The 13,385-nt window shown below is 73.9% G+C and carries 10 protein-coding genes; 6 read left to right on the top strand and 4 right to left on the bottom strand.

Translation table 11 applies throughout. The annotated features are described in order from the left end of the window. Positions 1-43 precede the first annotated feature (43 nt). Complete coding sequence (locus tag ABT263_RS14090) at positions 44-613, top strand: MepB family protein (protein WP_352290750.1); 570 nt, start codon at positions 44-46, stop codon at positions 611-613. 41 nt (positions 614-654) lie between these two features. On the opposite strand, the gene ABT263_RS14085 is transcribed toward ABT263_RS14090, so the two are convergent. Then, positions 655-1,518 carry an SDR family oxidoreductase gene (locus ABT263_RS14085; protein ID WP_352290749.1) on the bottom strand — a complete coding sequence of 288 codons (864 nt, stop codon included), beginning with the start codon at positions 1,516-1,518 and terminating at the stop codon, positions 655-657. Positions 1,519-1,676: 158 nt separating this feature from the next. On the opposite strand from ABT263_RS14085, the gene ABT263_RS14080 reads away from it, so the two are divergent. After that, positions 1,677-2,066: a winged helix-turn-helix transcriptional regulator gene (locus ABT263_RS14080; RefSeq protein WP_329491386.1), complete on the top strand. Its 390-nt coding sequence runs from the start codon at positions 1,677-1,679 to the stop codon at positions 2,064-2,066. 140 nt (positions 2,067-2,206) lie between these two features. Here ABT263_RS14080 and ABT263_RS14075 read toward each other — a convergent pair whose 3' ends face one another. Next, a complete protein-coding gene (locus tag ABT263_RS14075; RefSeq protein ID WP_352290748.1) occupies positions 2,207-2,413 on the bottom strand; it encodes a hypothetical protein in 207 nt (68 codons plus the stop codon). Positions 2,414-2,634: 221 nt separating this feature from the next. Continuing rightward, on the bottom strand, positions 2,635-4,116 hold the full coding sequence (locus ABT263_RS14070; RefSeq protein ID WP_352290747.1) for a bifunctional phosphatase PAP2/diacylglycerol kinase family protein: 1,482 nt from the start codon (positions 4,114-4,116) through the stop codon (positions 2,635-2,637). 122 nt (positions 4,117-4,238) lie between these two features. Between ABT263_RS14070 and ABT263_RS14065 the strand changes: the two genes are divergently transcribed. From ABT263_RS14065 to ABT263_RS14055, 3 genes are all read left to right on the top strand, one after another. After that, positions 4,239-4,883: a lysophospholipid acyltransferase family protein gene (locus tag ABT263_RS14065; RefSeq protein WP_352290746.1), complete on the top strand. Its 645-nt coding sequence runs from the start codon at positions 4,239-4,241 to the stop codon at positions 4,881-4,883. Between the two features lie 581 nt (positions 4,884-5,464). Next, positions 5,465-6,223, top strand: coding sequence for a class I SAM-dependent methyltransferase (locus tag ABT263_RS14060; RefSeq protein ID WP_352290745.1), 759 nt, complete (start codon positions 5,465-5,467; stop codon positions 6,221-6,223). Positions 6,224-7,038: 815 nt separating this feature from the next. Further along, on the top strand, positions 7,039-8,619 hold the full coding sequence (locus tag ABT263_RS14055) for a PE-PGRS family protein (RefSeq protein ID WP_352290744.1): 1,581 nt from the start codon (positions 7,039-7,041) through the stop codon (positions 8,617-8,619). A 10-nt stretch (positions 8,620-8,629) separates the two neighbouring features. On the opposite strand, the gene dnaE is transcribed toward ABT263_RS14055, so the two are convergent. Continuing rightward, positions 8,630-12,187: a DNA polymerase III subunit alpha gene (gene dnaE, locus ABT263_RS14050; RefSeq protein ID WP_352290743.1), complete on the bottom strand. Its 3,558-nt coding sequence runs from the start codon at positions 12,185-12,187 to the stop codon at positions 8,630-8,632. A 381-nt stretch (positions 12,188-12,568) separates the two neighbouring features. Between dnaE and ABT263_RS14045 the strand changes: the two genes are divergently transcribed. Beyond that, a complete protein-coding gene (locus ABT263_RS14045; RefSeq protein ID WP_329491395.1) occupies positions 12,569-13,363 on the top strand; it encodes a metal-dependent hydrolase in 795 nt (264 codons plus the stop codon). Positions 13,364-13,385: the final 22 nt, after the last annotated feature.

The raw sequence follows: 13,385 nt of genomic DNA, 5'->3' as shown, positions 1-13,385 counted from the left end.
TCGCCGGCCCGGGCGGCCCGGGCGGCTGTGACAGGGTGAAGCCATGGCGACGAACGACGAGCACCCGGCCGGTCCCCGCGCGGGCCGCCTCGAACCGTGGTCGGACACCGATCGGGTCCACGGCGATCTCCGTGCGGCGAAGGCGCTCGTCTACGACCCCTGCGGGTTCACCTGCACCCGGCCGGTCCCCGAGGCCGAGAGCGCCGACTACGCCGCCCACGCCTTCACCCTGGACGGCCGCCCGGTCCGCTTCCGCGCGGCCAGGACGACCCCCACCAAGGCCGGCCAGTTCGTCACGGTCTGGAAGAGGTCCCCGGGCGGGCCGATCCAGCCCTTCGACGCCACCGACCCCGTCGACCTCTTCGTCATCGGCACCCGCGACGGTCGCCACGCCGGCCAGTTCGTCCTGCCCATGGACGCGCTCCGCCGGCACGGTGTGGTCGCGGTGGACGGCTCCGGCGGGAAGCGGGCCTTCCGCGTCTACCCGCCCTGGGTGACCACGGCCAACCGGCAGGCCGGCAGCGCGCAGGCGTGGCAGCTGGAGCACTTCCTGCACCTGCCCGAGGGCGGCCCCGTCGACCTCGCCCGGGCCCGGGAGCTCTACCGGCGGTAGCGGCGGCCGGGCCTCGACGGCCGGCCGCCCCCGACGGCCGGTCACTCGGCGGGGCTCGTCCGGTGGAAGGCGGCGGCGTTGCGCCGGGCCCAGTCGGCGAAGGTGCCGGCGGGGCGGCCGAGCAGGCGTTCCACGTCCGGGCTGACCTGCCGTTCGGCGTCGGTCGGTGCGCCGAGGATGTCGAGCGTGCCGTCGGCCACGTGCTCCGGCATGAAGGCCAGGAGGTGCGCCCGGGCGGCCTCGCGGCTCAACTCGACGAAGGCGAGCGGCGCGCCGGTCGCCTCCCCGAGGGCGGCGGCCTGCTCGCGCGGGGAGACCGGCGCGGGCCCGGTCAGCACGTACGTCCGGCCGTGGTGCCCGTCGCCGCGCAGCACGACGGCCGCCACGGCGGCGAGGTCCGCCGGGTCCACGGTCGGCAGGGCCACGTCGCCGAACGGTGCCGGCACCGTCCCCCCGGTGCGGACCGGCTCCGCCCAGGCGAAGGCGTTGGAGTGGAAGCCGCTCGGCCGCAGGATCGTCCAGTCGAGCCCGGACTCCCGGACGGCCTGCTCGAAGGCCCCCAGCCGGGCGTGCGAGGGCGGCACCGGCCGGGTGCCCAGGATCTGGGAGGAGAGCAGCACCACCTGCCGCACACCCGCGGACCTGGCCACGTCGACCAGCGCGGCCGGGCTCTCCCCGCCGGTCAGCAGCTCGCCGGAGAGGAGGAGGAACAGCGCGTCGGCGCCGTCCAGGGCGGTCCGCAGGCTCTCCGCGTCCGCGAGGTCGGCGCGGTGGTGTCGCACGCCGTCCGGCAGGGTGGCGTCCGCCGGCCGCCGGGACACCGCCGTCACCTGCTCGCCCGCCGCCGCCAGCGCCTGCACCAGCGGTCGCCCGACATTGCCCGTCGCACCCGTCACCACGATCATGTCCGTCCCCGTCCTTCACTCTTCGCTATCGTCAATTCCCGCTGTTCACAGGAGAGTTGCGGCCACCTGAGGGGATCCCTCGGTGGCGACAGGACGACGCTAACAGCCTGCGTACAGTAGGTACCTAGAGGAAAGTGACCCGGCTCGGAGGGGGCGGCATGAGCGAGATGGCCTGGGCGGCGGACGGAACGACCGATCCGGTGCGGGCGTGCCCGATCGGCCCGGTGGTCGACCTCGTGTTCAGCCGCTGGACCACCCCGGTGCTGTGGACGCTCCACGCGCACGGCCGCCAGCGCTACGTCGAACTGCAGCGGCGGGTGGCGGACATCAGCCCCAAGGTGCTCACCCAGCGGCTGCGCCAGCTGGAACGCGACGGGCTGGTCCGGCGGACGTACCACGCCGAAGTGCCGCCCCGCGTCGAGTACGAGATCACCGAACTCGGTGACAGTCTCGCCCCGCTCTTCGCCACCCTCGCCGACTGGTCCGCCGCCAATCTGGACCGCGTCGCGCAGGCCCGCGAGGAGTACGACAGCGCGCCGCCCCGCTGATCCTCGGAGGATCCGCCGGCGCCGCCATGGTGACCGGGAAGCGGGCCGACAGCACACCGCCGCCCGCGCCGGGGGGCGCGGGCGGTGGTGGCGGTCCGGGCAGTACCGGTACGGCCCGGTGCCGGGCGGTTCTCGGAGGGTCAGGAGATCTCGTTGCCGTTGAACGAGCCGACCACGTTGTCGCCACCGGTGTTGAAGATGTCGGCCCCGGCGAGCTGGTTGCCGGTGCCGATGACCGTGATGGTCGTGGTGGTCACCTCGGGGCCGTCGGCGAATGCCTGGGTCGGGACGGCGGCGGCGCCGATGGCGGCCAAGAGGACGGCGACGGTGCGGACGGTACGGTACATGGCGTAACCCCTTCGTAGGCTAACTTGCTCTGCACACTAGGGAATCGGGGCGGGCACCGCCGGGGAATGTCACCCGAATGGTGCGCCTTGCGTGTCGCCCCCCCGCCCGGGACCGCGACCGGGACCGCGGCCCGGCCCGGGGCTCTACCCAGAGTCCGGACCGCGGCCGCGGGCGGCGCCTACGGTGGGCTGCCTCCGGCAGGCCCCCACGGCCCCGCGCGCTACGAGGGCGCGGGGCGGTACACCGTCAGGGCGTTCGGCGCCTTGCCCAGCCGCAGGGCACCGGCCGCCGGCAGGCTCTCGCCGTCCACCGCGATCCGGTCGGCGTCGCCGAGCGAGTCGAGGCCCAGGCCGGTCAGCCGGGCCGAGTGGTAGACCCGCGAACGCGACAGCGTGCCGGACAGGAAGGCCGCCGCCAGCCTGGTCCGGGCGAACGGGCTGCCGCCGTCCACCACGCGGATGTCCAGCAGGCCGTCGGCCAGGCCGGTCCGCCGGGTGGGGGCGAAGCCCGGCGGGTCGTAGGCGCCGTTGCCCGCGAACAGCAGCCAGAGCCGCCGGCTGCGTCCGCCGGCCTCGACGGTGACCGGTTCGGCGCTCCCCAGCGCCCGGGCGACGGCGACCGCCAGGGCCGGCCACTTGCCCAGCCGGCCCTCCAACGACTCGCGGAGCCGGACCAGTTCGGGATACACACCGAGACTGAAGGTGTTCAGGAAGATCCGCCGCTCGGTGTCGTCGACGGCCAGGCCCAGGTCGACGCCGCAGGCGGAGCCGGCCTCCACGGCGCCCGCCGTCGCCTCCAGTGACTCGATCCCGAGGTCCAGCGCGAAGTGGTTGAGCGTGCCACCGGGGAAGACGGCCAGCGGCAGGTCGCGCTCGACCGCCAGGGAGGCGGCCAGATTGACACTGCCGTCGCCGCCGCAGACCCCGAGCGCGCCGCCGTCCGCCGCCGCCCGGTCGGCCGCCTCGGCGAGCAGGGCGGGCAGGTCGTCGTCCGGTCCGCAGACCCGCACCTGCGCGCGCGGCAGCAGCGTGTGCAGGACGGCCGCGGTGTCCTCCGGGCCGTCGGCGAGCAACGCCCCGCTCCCCGAACCGCTGTTGACCACCACCGAGAGCCCGGCCCCCTCGGTCAGCGCCGGCGCCGGCCGGGGCGGCGGGCCGGCGAGCGGCGGCCGGTCGTTCGTCCGGGGCCACCAGCGAAGCGTCAGGGCCGCCAGCCCCGAACCCAGCGCGAACCCGGCCAGCACGTCACCGGGGTAGTGCGCGCCGGTGTAGATCCGGGACGCCCCGACCGCGGCCGCCACCGGCGCCACCACGACGCCCAGCAGCGGCGCCTCGATCGCCACGGCCGTCGCGAACGCGGCGGCCGAGGCCGAGTGGCCGGACGGGAACGAACTCGTCACCGGCTGCCGCAGCAACTGCCGCACCACCGGCACCTGGTCCAGCACCGGGCGAGGACGGCGGGTCAGCTGCTTGGCGGCGATGTTGGCCACGGCCGAGGCCATCGCCAGCGACCCGACCCCGCGCAGCGCCGCCCGCCGCCCGGCCCGGCCGCCGACCGCCCCCAGCACGGCGGCCGTGCCCATCCAGAGCACCCCGTGGTCCGCCGCCCGGCTCAAGCGCCGTAGCCACGGCTGGGCATGGCGCAGGCGCGCCAGCGCCACTCGGTCGAACAAAGCCCGGTCCACTGCGTCGAGTCGCCTCATCCGGCGAGCCTAGTCGGGCTCCCGCAGATCTGCGCGGCATTGAGTACGGGTACTCAGGCGTGCCGGGCCGAAACGGCGAACACTGGTGGCAGCTCACCCGCCCACCGGAGGACCCACCAGCCATGCTCAGCCGAACCGCCGCCCTCCTCGTCCCCGCCTTCGGCTCCCTGCGGGTGAGCGCCGACCCCGAGGCCGTGCTCGCACCCGGGAGCATCGTCGCCGCCAACCACACCTCGCTCGCCGACCCCGCGATCGTGTTCGCCGCCCTGCACCGCCTCGGCGCGCGACCGGTGGTGCTCGCGACGGCCGGCCTCTGGCGGGTCCCGCTGCTGGGGCGGCTGCTGCGCCACGAGGGGCACATCCCCGTCCACCGCGGCACCGAGCACGCCGCCGACGCCCTGGACCGGGCCGCCGACGCCCTCGCTGCCGGACACCTGGTCCTCATCTACGGCGAGGGCGGCCTGCCGCGCCGTTCCGACTCCGGCGAGCTGGCGCCCGGCCCGTTCCGCAGCGGCCTCGCCCGGCTGGCGGGGGCCACCGGCGCACCGGTGGTCCCGCTCGGCCAGGCGGGAGCCCGCCGCCTGAGCTCAGGCGGCGCGGTCAAGCAGCTCGCCGGCCTCACCACCGCCCCGGCGCGCCGCCCGGCCCTGCACGTCCACCTCGGCGCCCCAGTGCACCTGGACGACGACCTCGCCACCGCGACCGCCACCGCCCACCGTGCCGTCACGGCCGCCTGGGCCACCGCCGCCCGCAACGCCGCCGCCTGACGGGGAGCCGCGGCACACCACCGCGTCGGGCGGCCTCTGCGTCGACCGGCCTCTGCGTCGACGGGACGACCCGAGCGGGCCGGTCGGCCCCGGTACCCGACGCCGGGCCGCAGCACCCGACCGCGGGGACGTCGCCGCACCCGGTGACCAGCCGCGCGGACCTGTTCGGCCCCCTCCCGCGCCCCGACCACCGGATGGGGCCTCCCGGGCGACCTGCACCGGCGCACCCGCGGCCGCCCCACCCGCTGGCCCCCGCGACTGGGCCGAAGCCCCGCGACCCGGCCCGCCCGGCGCAGGTGGATCACCGCCACGCACTCCGTCGGCCGCCGGGACACCGGGTGACTCCCCGTCCTGGCCCCGCGCGTCCGCCCGGGCAACCTGCTGGGCCCGGGCGGCGATCCCGGCTCCGCGACCGCCGGCTATCTCGGGGCGGGGCGGCTCCGGTGTCGCCGATTCCTCCGCCGGCCCCTTCGACGAGGAGGCCGCCGGGCCGCGCCGGGACGGCCGGTGCTCGCTCGGCAGCGGCCCCGCCTGCGGAAATCCGGTTGGCCGGGCCTGCCGGGGGCCGCGATGATGCGGTTATGTCGCGTACGTTCGAAGAGCTGATTGCCGAGGCCGAGGCCGTGTCCGTCGATGGCTGGGACTTCTCCTGGCTGGACGGGCGGGCCACCGAGCAGCGCCCCTCCTGGGGCTACCAACGCCTGCTGGGGGAGCGGCTGGCGGCGGCCTCGGCGGCGCTGGACATCCAGACGGGCGGCGGCGAGGTGCTGGCCGGCGCCGGTCCCCTGCCGCCCGCGATGGTCGCCACCGAGTCGTGGCCGCCCAACGTGGCCCGGGCGACCGGGCTGCTGCACCCGCTGGGAGCGATCGTGGTCGCGGACCCGGACGAACCCCCGCTGCCCTTCGCCGACGGGGCGTTCGACCTGGTGACCAGCCGTCACCCGGCGACGGTCTGGTGGGCGGAGATCGCCCGCGTGCTGCGGCCCGGTGGTACGTACTTCGCGCAGCACGTCGGCCCGGCCTCGGTGTTCGAGCTGGTCGAGTACTTCCTCGGCCCGCAGCCGGAGGCCCGCCTGGCGCGGCACCCCGACACCGAGAGCGCCGACGCCCGGGCCGCCGGGCTGGAGGTGACGGACCTGCGGTCCGAGCGGCTGCGGATGGAGTTCTTCGACATCGGCGCGGTCGTGTACTTCCTCCGGAAGGTGATCTGGATGGTGCCCGGCTTCACGGTCGCCGCCCATCGCGACCGGCTCCACGACCTGGACCGGCAGATCCGCGCCGAGGGTTCGTTCGTCGCCTACTCCGCACGCTTCCTCATCGAGGCCCGCAAACCGGTATGACCTCGCGGCCGCCGTGTGTGGTTCGCGGCTGGACGGGCAGCAGTTGCCGGGTGTGTTCGTCGAACTCCCGCCTTGAGGTCGTCCGCATGGACCCCCGGCCGGTCAGACTCTCCCGCACGGGTTCGTCGCCAACGACGGCCCCGGCACCACCGCGGGCCGGATCACCAGGGTGGTCCGGCTCCCCCCGGGACCCACGCCACCGAGCCGCAGCCGGTACGGGAGGTCCCGGGCCGCGATGCGGTCGGCCTTCCCGGGCGTTCTCGCGGACGCGCACTCCGGCTCGTGGCCCGCCGACCTGCCTGCCGGGCGGAGCGGACAAGGGGTCTGGCCTCCTTCGCCCTTCTCGCAAGGGTGGTCAGTACCGACGCACGTTTCCGCGGATCCGCACGACTCCGGTCGCCGGCGCGGGGACGGGGTTCCAGTGCCCCATCGCTGTCATCGGCGATCTCGCACGGCGAGGCCTGCGCTCCACCGACGCGGGTCACCGCGACGCGCTCGAAGCCATCCGTGCACTGCCCGTCGGCTCCTGCCCGCTTCCCTTCGGCGGAGGGAGACCAGGCGTTCACGGAGACCGGGGGGACGACGGATTCCCAGCGCGTCCGCGTGGCGCGGGAACGCGCCGAGCGAGTCGTTGCCGGCGCCGGCCGCGCGCAGCGGGTCGGGGAAGCTGTTGGAGTGACGCATTCCCGCTCCGGGCCAGGGGTCTCCCGGTCCGGAGCGGACGGGAAGTCGGGTGGGCCGACTTCCTACTCCGTGGGCTGGGAGAGGATGGGCGGATGGAAGCTGAGGCCAGGCCGGAGCGCGCAAGGGACACCGTGGCTGATCCGGCGGCCCGGGCGGCCGGGGGTGAGACGCCCGAGAAGCGGGCTGCCGTGTGGGCGGCCGTCGCGGCGGGGGGTGACCAGGTCGGGGTGGACGACCGACTGGCCGATGCCTGGGCGGTCGGGCTGGCGCTCAATCCCGCCACCCCGCCCGAGGTCGTGGTGGGACTGCTGGCCCGGACGGCGGTGATGCCCTGGCCGGGGCTGCCCGCGGCCGTGGTCGAGGCGGCCGTGGGCCACCCGGACTGGGCCGTGCGGTGTGGCCTCGCGGAGTTCCGGTCCGACCTCACGGGCAGCCAGTGGGCGCGCCTGCTCGACGAGCCGGACGGCCGGCGCCGGTGGCTGCTGACCTGGATGGCGGCGGACCGGCGGGTCGCGCTACCGGGCGGCGTGCTCCGGCGGCTCGCCGCCGACCCGTCGGCCAGGGTCCGGGCCGAGGCGGCCCGCCTCCCCGGGATCGACGGTCGGACGGTTGCCGCGCTGGCCGCCGACCCCGAGGCGGCGGTGCGTGCGGTGGCCTGTCGGTACGCCGGGCCGCACCTCGACGGCGCGGCCCGGCGTGCGCTGCTCGCCGATCCCGTCCGCATGGTCGGGATGGAGGCGCTGCTGAACCTGCACCGCGACCACCCGATGCCGCGGTCGGTGTTCGGCGCCGCTAGCCCCGGGGCGTCCGGGGCGCCCGACGGTTTCGGGGAGCGCGCGGTGGAGTCCTGCCGGCTGGTGCGCGACCTCGCCGAGGAGTTGGTCGGCGACGGCGATCCGGCCCGGCGCCGTGCGCTCGCCCGCAACCCCTACCTCGACCACGACCTGGTCGACCGGCTCGCCGACGACCCGGACGGGCGTGTCCGCTTCGAGGTGTCGGTCCGGCCCGAGCTCACCGAGGAGCGGCGCGCACGGGTCCGCATCGACCTCGACGGGGGCATCCACCGTCCGCCCCTCGCGTGGGTCACGGCGCTCCACGGTGACCCCGACGCGATGCGCCGCCTGGCGGGCTCCTCCCATCCGCTGGTCCGGCGGAGCGTGGCCCGCGCCGGGCACCTGCCACCGGACGTGGTGGCGCTGCTGGCCCGGGACGAGGACCGGGTCGTGCGACTGTTCCTCGCCGAGTCCTGCGACGACGCGCCGGCCGAGTTGCTGCTGGACGTGTGGCTGTGGTGGACCGGCAGCCTCAGCGTGCCCGACCGGCCTTACGGCCACCCGAACTTCCCCCGGGCGGACCTCCTGCGGTACGCCGACGACCCGAACCCGCGGCTGCGCCGGCTCGCCCCCGACGATCCGGAGTCGACGGCCGAGCTGGTCGAGCGGCTCGGCCGGGACTCCGCCGAGGAGGTGCGGTGCCGGGCCGCGTCGGACCCGCGGCTCTCCGCGGCGTCGGCGGTCCGGCTGCTCGACGACCCGGGGGCGGGGGTCCGACATGCCGCCGCACGCAATCCCCGGCTGCCCGCCGCCGTCCTGGTCGCCCTGCTGCGCGAGCCCGACACCGCGGCGGTCGCGGCCGGGAACCCCGGCCAGCCGGTCCAGGTGCTGCGCGCACTGGGCCGGCGGGCCGGGGCGCCGGCCCGGCCGGAGGGCTGAACGCGGCCCGCTACAGGGTGCCCGCCCAGGAGTTGGTGCCGAGCAGGGTCTTGATGTCCGAGGCGAGGCCGTTGTCGGGATTCACCAGGAAGCCGAGTTCGTAGAGGGTGTCCTTGTCCCAGTTGGTGGTCAGCAGCCGGACCGGGACGTCGCCGGGGTGGGCCTGGAGGGCGAGCTTCAGCTCGCCCACCACGGTCGGGGTGATCTTGCCGAGCGGCGCGGTGATCTGCACCGGCGGCTTGGTGCCGAGTTCGGCGGAGGAGACGTCGAGGGTGGTGATCTCCTGGCCGAAGATGCTCAGCGAGCCGTCGCGCTCGTTGAGCCGGCCCCGGGCCGAGATGACGTTGTCCTCGACCATCTGATCGGCCATCAGGTTGTAGGTGGCGGGGAAGAAGAGCACCTCGACCGAGCCGTCGCGGTCGGCGAGGGTGATGATGGCCCAGGCGTTGCCCGCCTTGTTGATCCGCCGGTCGACGGCGGTGATCAGGCCGGCGAGGCGCACCTCGCCCTCGGTGCGGCCGGAGCCGAGGAGTTCGGCGATGGAGGTGTCGCGGTTGCGGGAGAGGATGTGCTCGGCGCCGTCCAGCGGGTGGCTGGAGACGTACAGGCCGAGCATCTCCCGTTCCAGGCTGAGCAGTTGCCGGCGCGGCCACTCCCGGTCGGTCAGTTCGAAGTCCAGTCCGATGGCCGGTGCGCCGCCGTCCCCGGTGTCCAGGGCGCCGAACAGGTCGTCCTGGCCGATCGCCTGCTGCTTCTTCAGGCCGGTGACGGCGTCGATCGCGCTCTCGTGGACGGTGCTGAGCGACAGGCGGGTGTGGCTGAGCGAGTCGAAGGCGCCCGCCTTGATCAGGGAGTCGACGGTGCGCTTGTTGCAGACCACCAGCTCGACCTTGTCCAGGAAGTCCGCGAAGGAGGCGTACTTGCCCTTCTCCTTGCGGGTCTTGACCAGGGACTCGATGACCGGCACGCCGACGTTGCGGACGGCCTTCAGGCCGAACCGGACGTCGCTGCCGACGGCGGTGAAGTCGACCACGGACTCGTTGACGTCGGGGGACAGGATCTTGATGCCCATCTGGCGGCACTCGGCGAGGTAGACCGCCATCTTGTCCTTGTCGTCCGCCACCGAGGTGAGCAGCGCCGCCATGTACTCGGCGGGGTAGTTGGCCTTGAGGTAGGCCGTCTGGTACGAGACCAGGCCGTAGGCGGCGGAGTGCGATTTGTTGAAGGCGTAGCCGGCGAACGGGACCAGCACGTCCCAGACCGCCTGGATGGCCTCGTCGGAGTAGCCGCGCTCCTTGCAGCCCGCGTGGAAGGGGACGAACTCCTTCTCCAGCACCTCCTTCTTCTTCTTGCCCATCGCGCGGCGGAGCAGGTCGGCCTGGCCGAGGCTGTAGCCGGCCAGCACCTGCGCGGCTCGCTGCACCTGCTCCTGGTAGACGATCAGACCGTAGGTGGGGCCGAGGACCTCGCTGAGCGGGGCCTCCAGCTCGGGGTGGATCGGGATGATCTCCTGCTGGCCGTTCTTGCGCAGCGCGTAGTTGGTGTGCGAGTTCATGCCCATCGGGCCCGGCCGGTACAGCGCCGAGACGGCGGAGATGTCGGCGAACTCGGTGGGCTTCATCAGCTTGAGCAGGGCGCGCATGGGGCCGCCGTCGAGCTGGAACACGCCCAGGGTGTCACCGCGGGCGAGCAGTTGGTAGGTGGTGGGGTCGTCGAGCGCGATCTTCTCGATGTCGACGTCGATGCCCCGGTTGGCCTTGACGATCTTGATGCAGTGATCGATGATGCCCAGGTTCCGCAGACCCAGGAAGTCCATCTTGATCAGGCCCATGGCTTCGCACGACGGGTAGTCGAAGCCGGTGATGATCACGCCGTCCTTGTCCCGCATGTGCAGCGGGATCAGGTCGAGCAGCGGGGTCGAGGAGAGGATGACGGCGGCGGCGTGCACACCGGTGCCGCGGATCAGGCCCTCGATGCCCAGGCCGGTGTCGATGATCTTCTTGACGTCGGGCTCGTTCGCGTACAGCGAGCGGATCTCGGTGCCCTCGTTGTACCGCGGGTGCTTCTCGTTGAAGAGGTCCGCGAGCGGGACGCCCTTGCCCATGACGTCCGGCGGCATCGCCTTGGTGATCCGGTCGCCCATCGCGAACGGGTAGCCGAGGATGCGGTTGGCGTCCTTGACGGCGGCCTTGGCCTTGATCGTGCCGAAGGTGTTGACCTGCGCGGTGTAGGCGGAGCCGTACTTCTCGGTGACGTAGCGCACCATCTGGTCGCGCTGGCGGTCGTCGAAGTCGATGTCGACGTCCGGGGGGTTGATGCGCTCGGGGTTCAGGAACCGCTCGAACAGCAGGTCGTGCTCCAGCGGGTCCAGCTCGGTGATCCGGGTGAGGTAGGAGACCATCGAGCCGGCCGCCGAGCCTCGGCCCGGGCCGACCGGGATGCCGTTGTCGCGGGCGTACTGGCAGATGTCGGCGACCACGAGGAAGTAGGCGTCGAACCCCATCGGGGAGATGACGCCCATCTCCAGCTCGATCCGGTCCAGGACCTCCTGGCTCGGGTTGTCGCCGTAGCGGACCTTCAGTCCGGCGTCGATCTTCTTGCGCAGGAACGACGCCTGGGTCTCGCCCTCGGGGACGTCGAACTGCGGCATCCGGTCGACGTAGGTGAAGACGTCCTCGTACGACTCGACCCGCTCGGCGATCGCCAGCGTGTTGTCGCAGGCCTCCGGGAGCTCGCGGAACAGCTCGCGCATCTCGTCGGCGGTCTTGATGTAGTAGCCGGTGCCCTGGAACTTGAACCGGTTCGGGTCGTCCTTGTTCTTGCCCACGCCGACGCAGAGCAGGCTGTCGTGCGCGTCCGCCTGGTCGGCGGTGACGTAGTGCGAGTCGTTGGTCGCCAGCAGTGGGATGTTCAGCTGCTTGGCCAGGCGCAGCAGGTCCTGGCGGACGTCCTGCTCGATGGACAGGCCGTGGTCCATCAGTTCCAGGAAGTAGTTCTCCTTGCCGAAGATGTCCTGGTAGGCGCCGGCCGCCTTGACCGCCTCGTCGTACTGCCCGAGCCGCAGCCGGGTCTGCACCTCGCCCGAGGGGCAGCCGGTGGTGGCGATGATGCCGGTCGCGTTGGCCGCGATCAGCTCGCGGTCCATGCGGGGCTTCATGTAGTAGCCCTCCATCGACGCGAGCGAGGAGAGCTTGAAGAGGTTCCGCAGACCGGTCGCGTTCTGCGCCCACATGGTCATGTGGGTGTAGCGGCCGCCGCCCGAGACGTCCTTGCCGCCCTCGCCGTCGGAGCTCGCCGGGCGCTGGCCGCCGGGGGACCAGAACACCTGCTTCTTCAGGAAGCGCGAGGCCGGGGCGACGTAGGCCTCGATGCCGATGATCGGCTTCACGCCGGTCTTGGCGGCGGCGTGGAAGAACTCGTACGCGCCGAACATGTTGCCGTGGTCGCTCATCGCGATGGCCGGCATGCCCTGCCGCTCGGCCTCCGCGAAGAGCTTCCCGTTCTTCGCCGCTCCGTCCAGCATCGAGTACTCGGTGTGGACGTGCAGGTGTGCGAACGTGTCGGACACGGCGGTGGGCTCCTTGTCGGTGCGGCGCGGTGCTGCGCGCTTCGGTGCGTGCGGTGCGCTTCGCTGCGGGGCGCGAGGCGGTACGGGTGGGGCTCCGGCGGGTGCGGGCGGGGCGCGGTGCACGGGGCCGGTGGGGCTGGCGGTCCGGGGGCGTAAGCCGTCCAGGCTAGCGGGTCCCGGGCCCGGACTCGCGATCGCGGCGGCCGGTCCCGCCCGGGCGGCGTGTCGCGGGCGCGGTGCTTGACAGCGCCCTCGGTGGCGCACTGCCGACGGGGGCGGCCGGGTTCGACCCGGCGACGGGAGTGGATCTTGGACGGCTAGGCTGCTGCCCCGTCACGTCCTCGTGGAGGGCGCTTTGGGAACGAGGGCGGGAGCCAGCTCATGATGGGACCGGCGCATGCGCTGTCGGGTGCGGCAGCGTGGCTGGGGGCGGGGGCGATCGCCGCGGGGCTGGGCGAGCCGATGCCCTGGCCGGTGCTGCTGGCGGGAACGCTGATCTGTGCGGGGGCCGCGCTGGCGCCGGATCTGGACCACAAGGCGGCGACGATATCCCGGGCGTTCGGGCCGGTGTCCCGGACGCTCTGCGAGGTGATCGACAAGCTCTCGTACGCGGCCTACCGGTCGACCCGGAAGAAGGGCGACCCGCGCCGCTCGGGCGGGCACCGGACGCTGACCCACACCTGGCTGTGGGCGGTGCTGTGCGGCGCCGGCGCGGCCGCGGTGGCGGTCTACGGCGGCCGCTGGGGCGTGCTGGCGGTGCTCTTCGTGCACATGGTGCTGGCGATCGAGGGGCTGCTGTGGCGCCACGCCCGGGTCTCCAGCGACGTGCTGGTCTGGCTGCTCGGGGCGACCAGCGCCTGGGTCCTGGCGGACGTCCTGGACAAGCCGGGGAACGGCTCGCAGTGGCTGTTCGACCAGCCCGGGCAGCAGTACCTGTGGATCGGCCTGCCGATCGCGCTCGGCTCGCTGGTGCACTGCCTCGGGGACGCGCTGACGGTCTCGGGCTGCCCGGTGTTCTGGCCGATCCCGATCGGGCGCAAGCGCTGGTACCCGGTGGGGCCGCCGAAGGGCATGCGGTTCCGGGCGGGCAGCTGGGTCGAGCTCAAGGTGCTCACGCCGGTGTTCATGGGCCTCGGCGGGGTCTGCGCGCTGGGGGCGCTCGGTTTCTTCGGCTGAGCCGTGCGGCCGGGGGTGCCCC

Origin of the sequence: Kitasatospora sp. NPDC001603, from assembly GCF_040298365.1 — a bacterium.
Classification (GTDB): Bacteria; Actinomycetota; Actinomycetes; order Streptomycetales; family Streptomycetaceae; genus Kitasatospora.
Note: the sequence above shows the minus strand (reverse complement) of the source record. Positions and strands in the feature narration are given on the sequence as shown.

Excerpts from the sequence above, each read along its gene's own strand:
- ABT263_RS14090 (WP_352290750.1), top strand. The coding sequence starts at position 44 with ATGGCGACGAACGACGAGCACCCGGCCGGTCCCCGCGCGGGCCGCCTC.
- ABT263_RS14085 (WP_352290749.1), bottom strand. The coding sequence starts at position 1,518 with ATGATCGTGGTGACGGGTGCGACGGGCAATGTCGGGCGACCGCTGGTG.
- ABT263_RS14080 (WP_329491386.1), top strand. The coding sequence starts at position 1,677 with ATGAGCGAGATGGCCTGGGCGGCGGACGGAACGACCGATCCGGTGCGG.
- ABT263_RS14075 (WP_352290748.1), bottom strand. The coding sequence starts at position 2,413 with ATGTACCGTACCGTCCGCACCGTCGCCGTCCTCTTGGCCGCCATCGGC.
- ABT263_RS14070 (WP_352290747.1), bottom strand. The coding sequence starts at position 4,116 with ATGAGGCGACTCGACGCAGTGGACCGGGCTTTGTTCGACCGAGTGGCG.
- ABT263_RS14065 (WP_352290746.1), top strand. The coding sequence starts at position 4,239 with ATGCTCAGCCGAACCGCCGCCCTCCTCGTCCCCGCCTTCGGCTCCCTG.
- ABT263_RS14060 (WP_352290745.1), top strand. The coding sequence starts at position 5,465 with ATGTCGCGTACGTTCGAAGAGCTGATTGCCGAGGCCGAGGCCGTGTCC.
- ABT263_RS14045 (WP_329491395.1), top strand. The coding sequence starts at position 12,569 with ATGATGGGACCGGCGCATGCGCTGTCGGGTGCGGCAGCGTGGCTGGGG.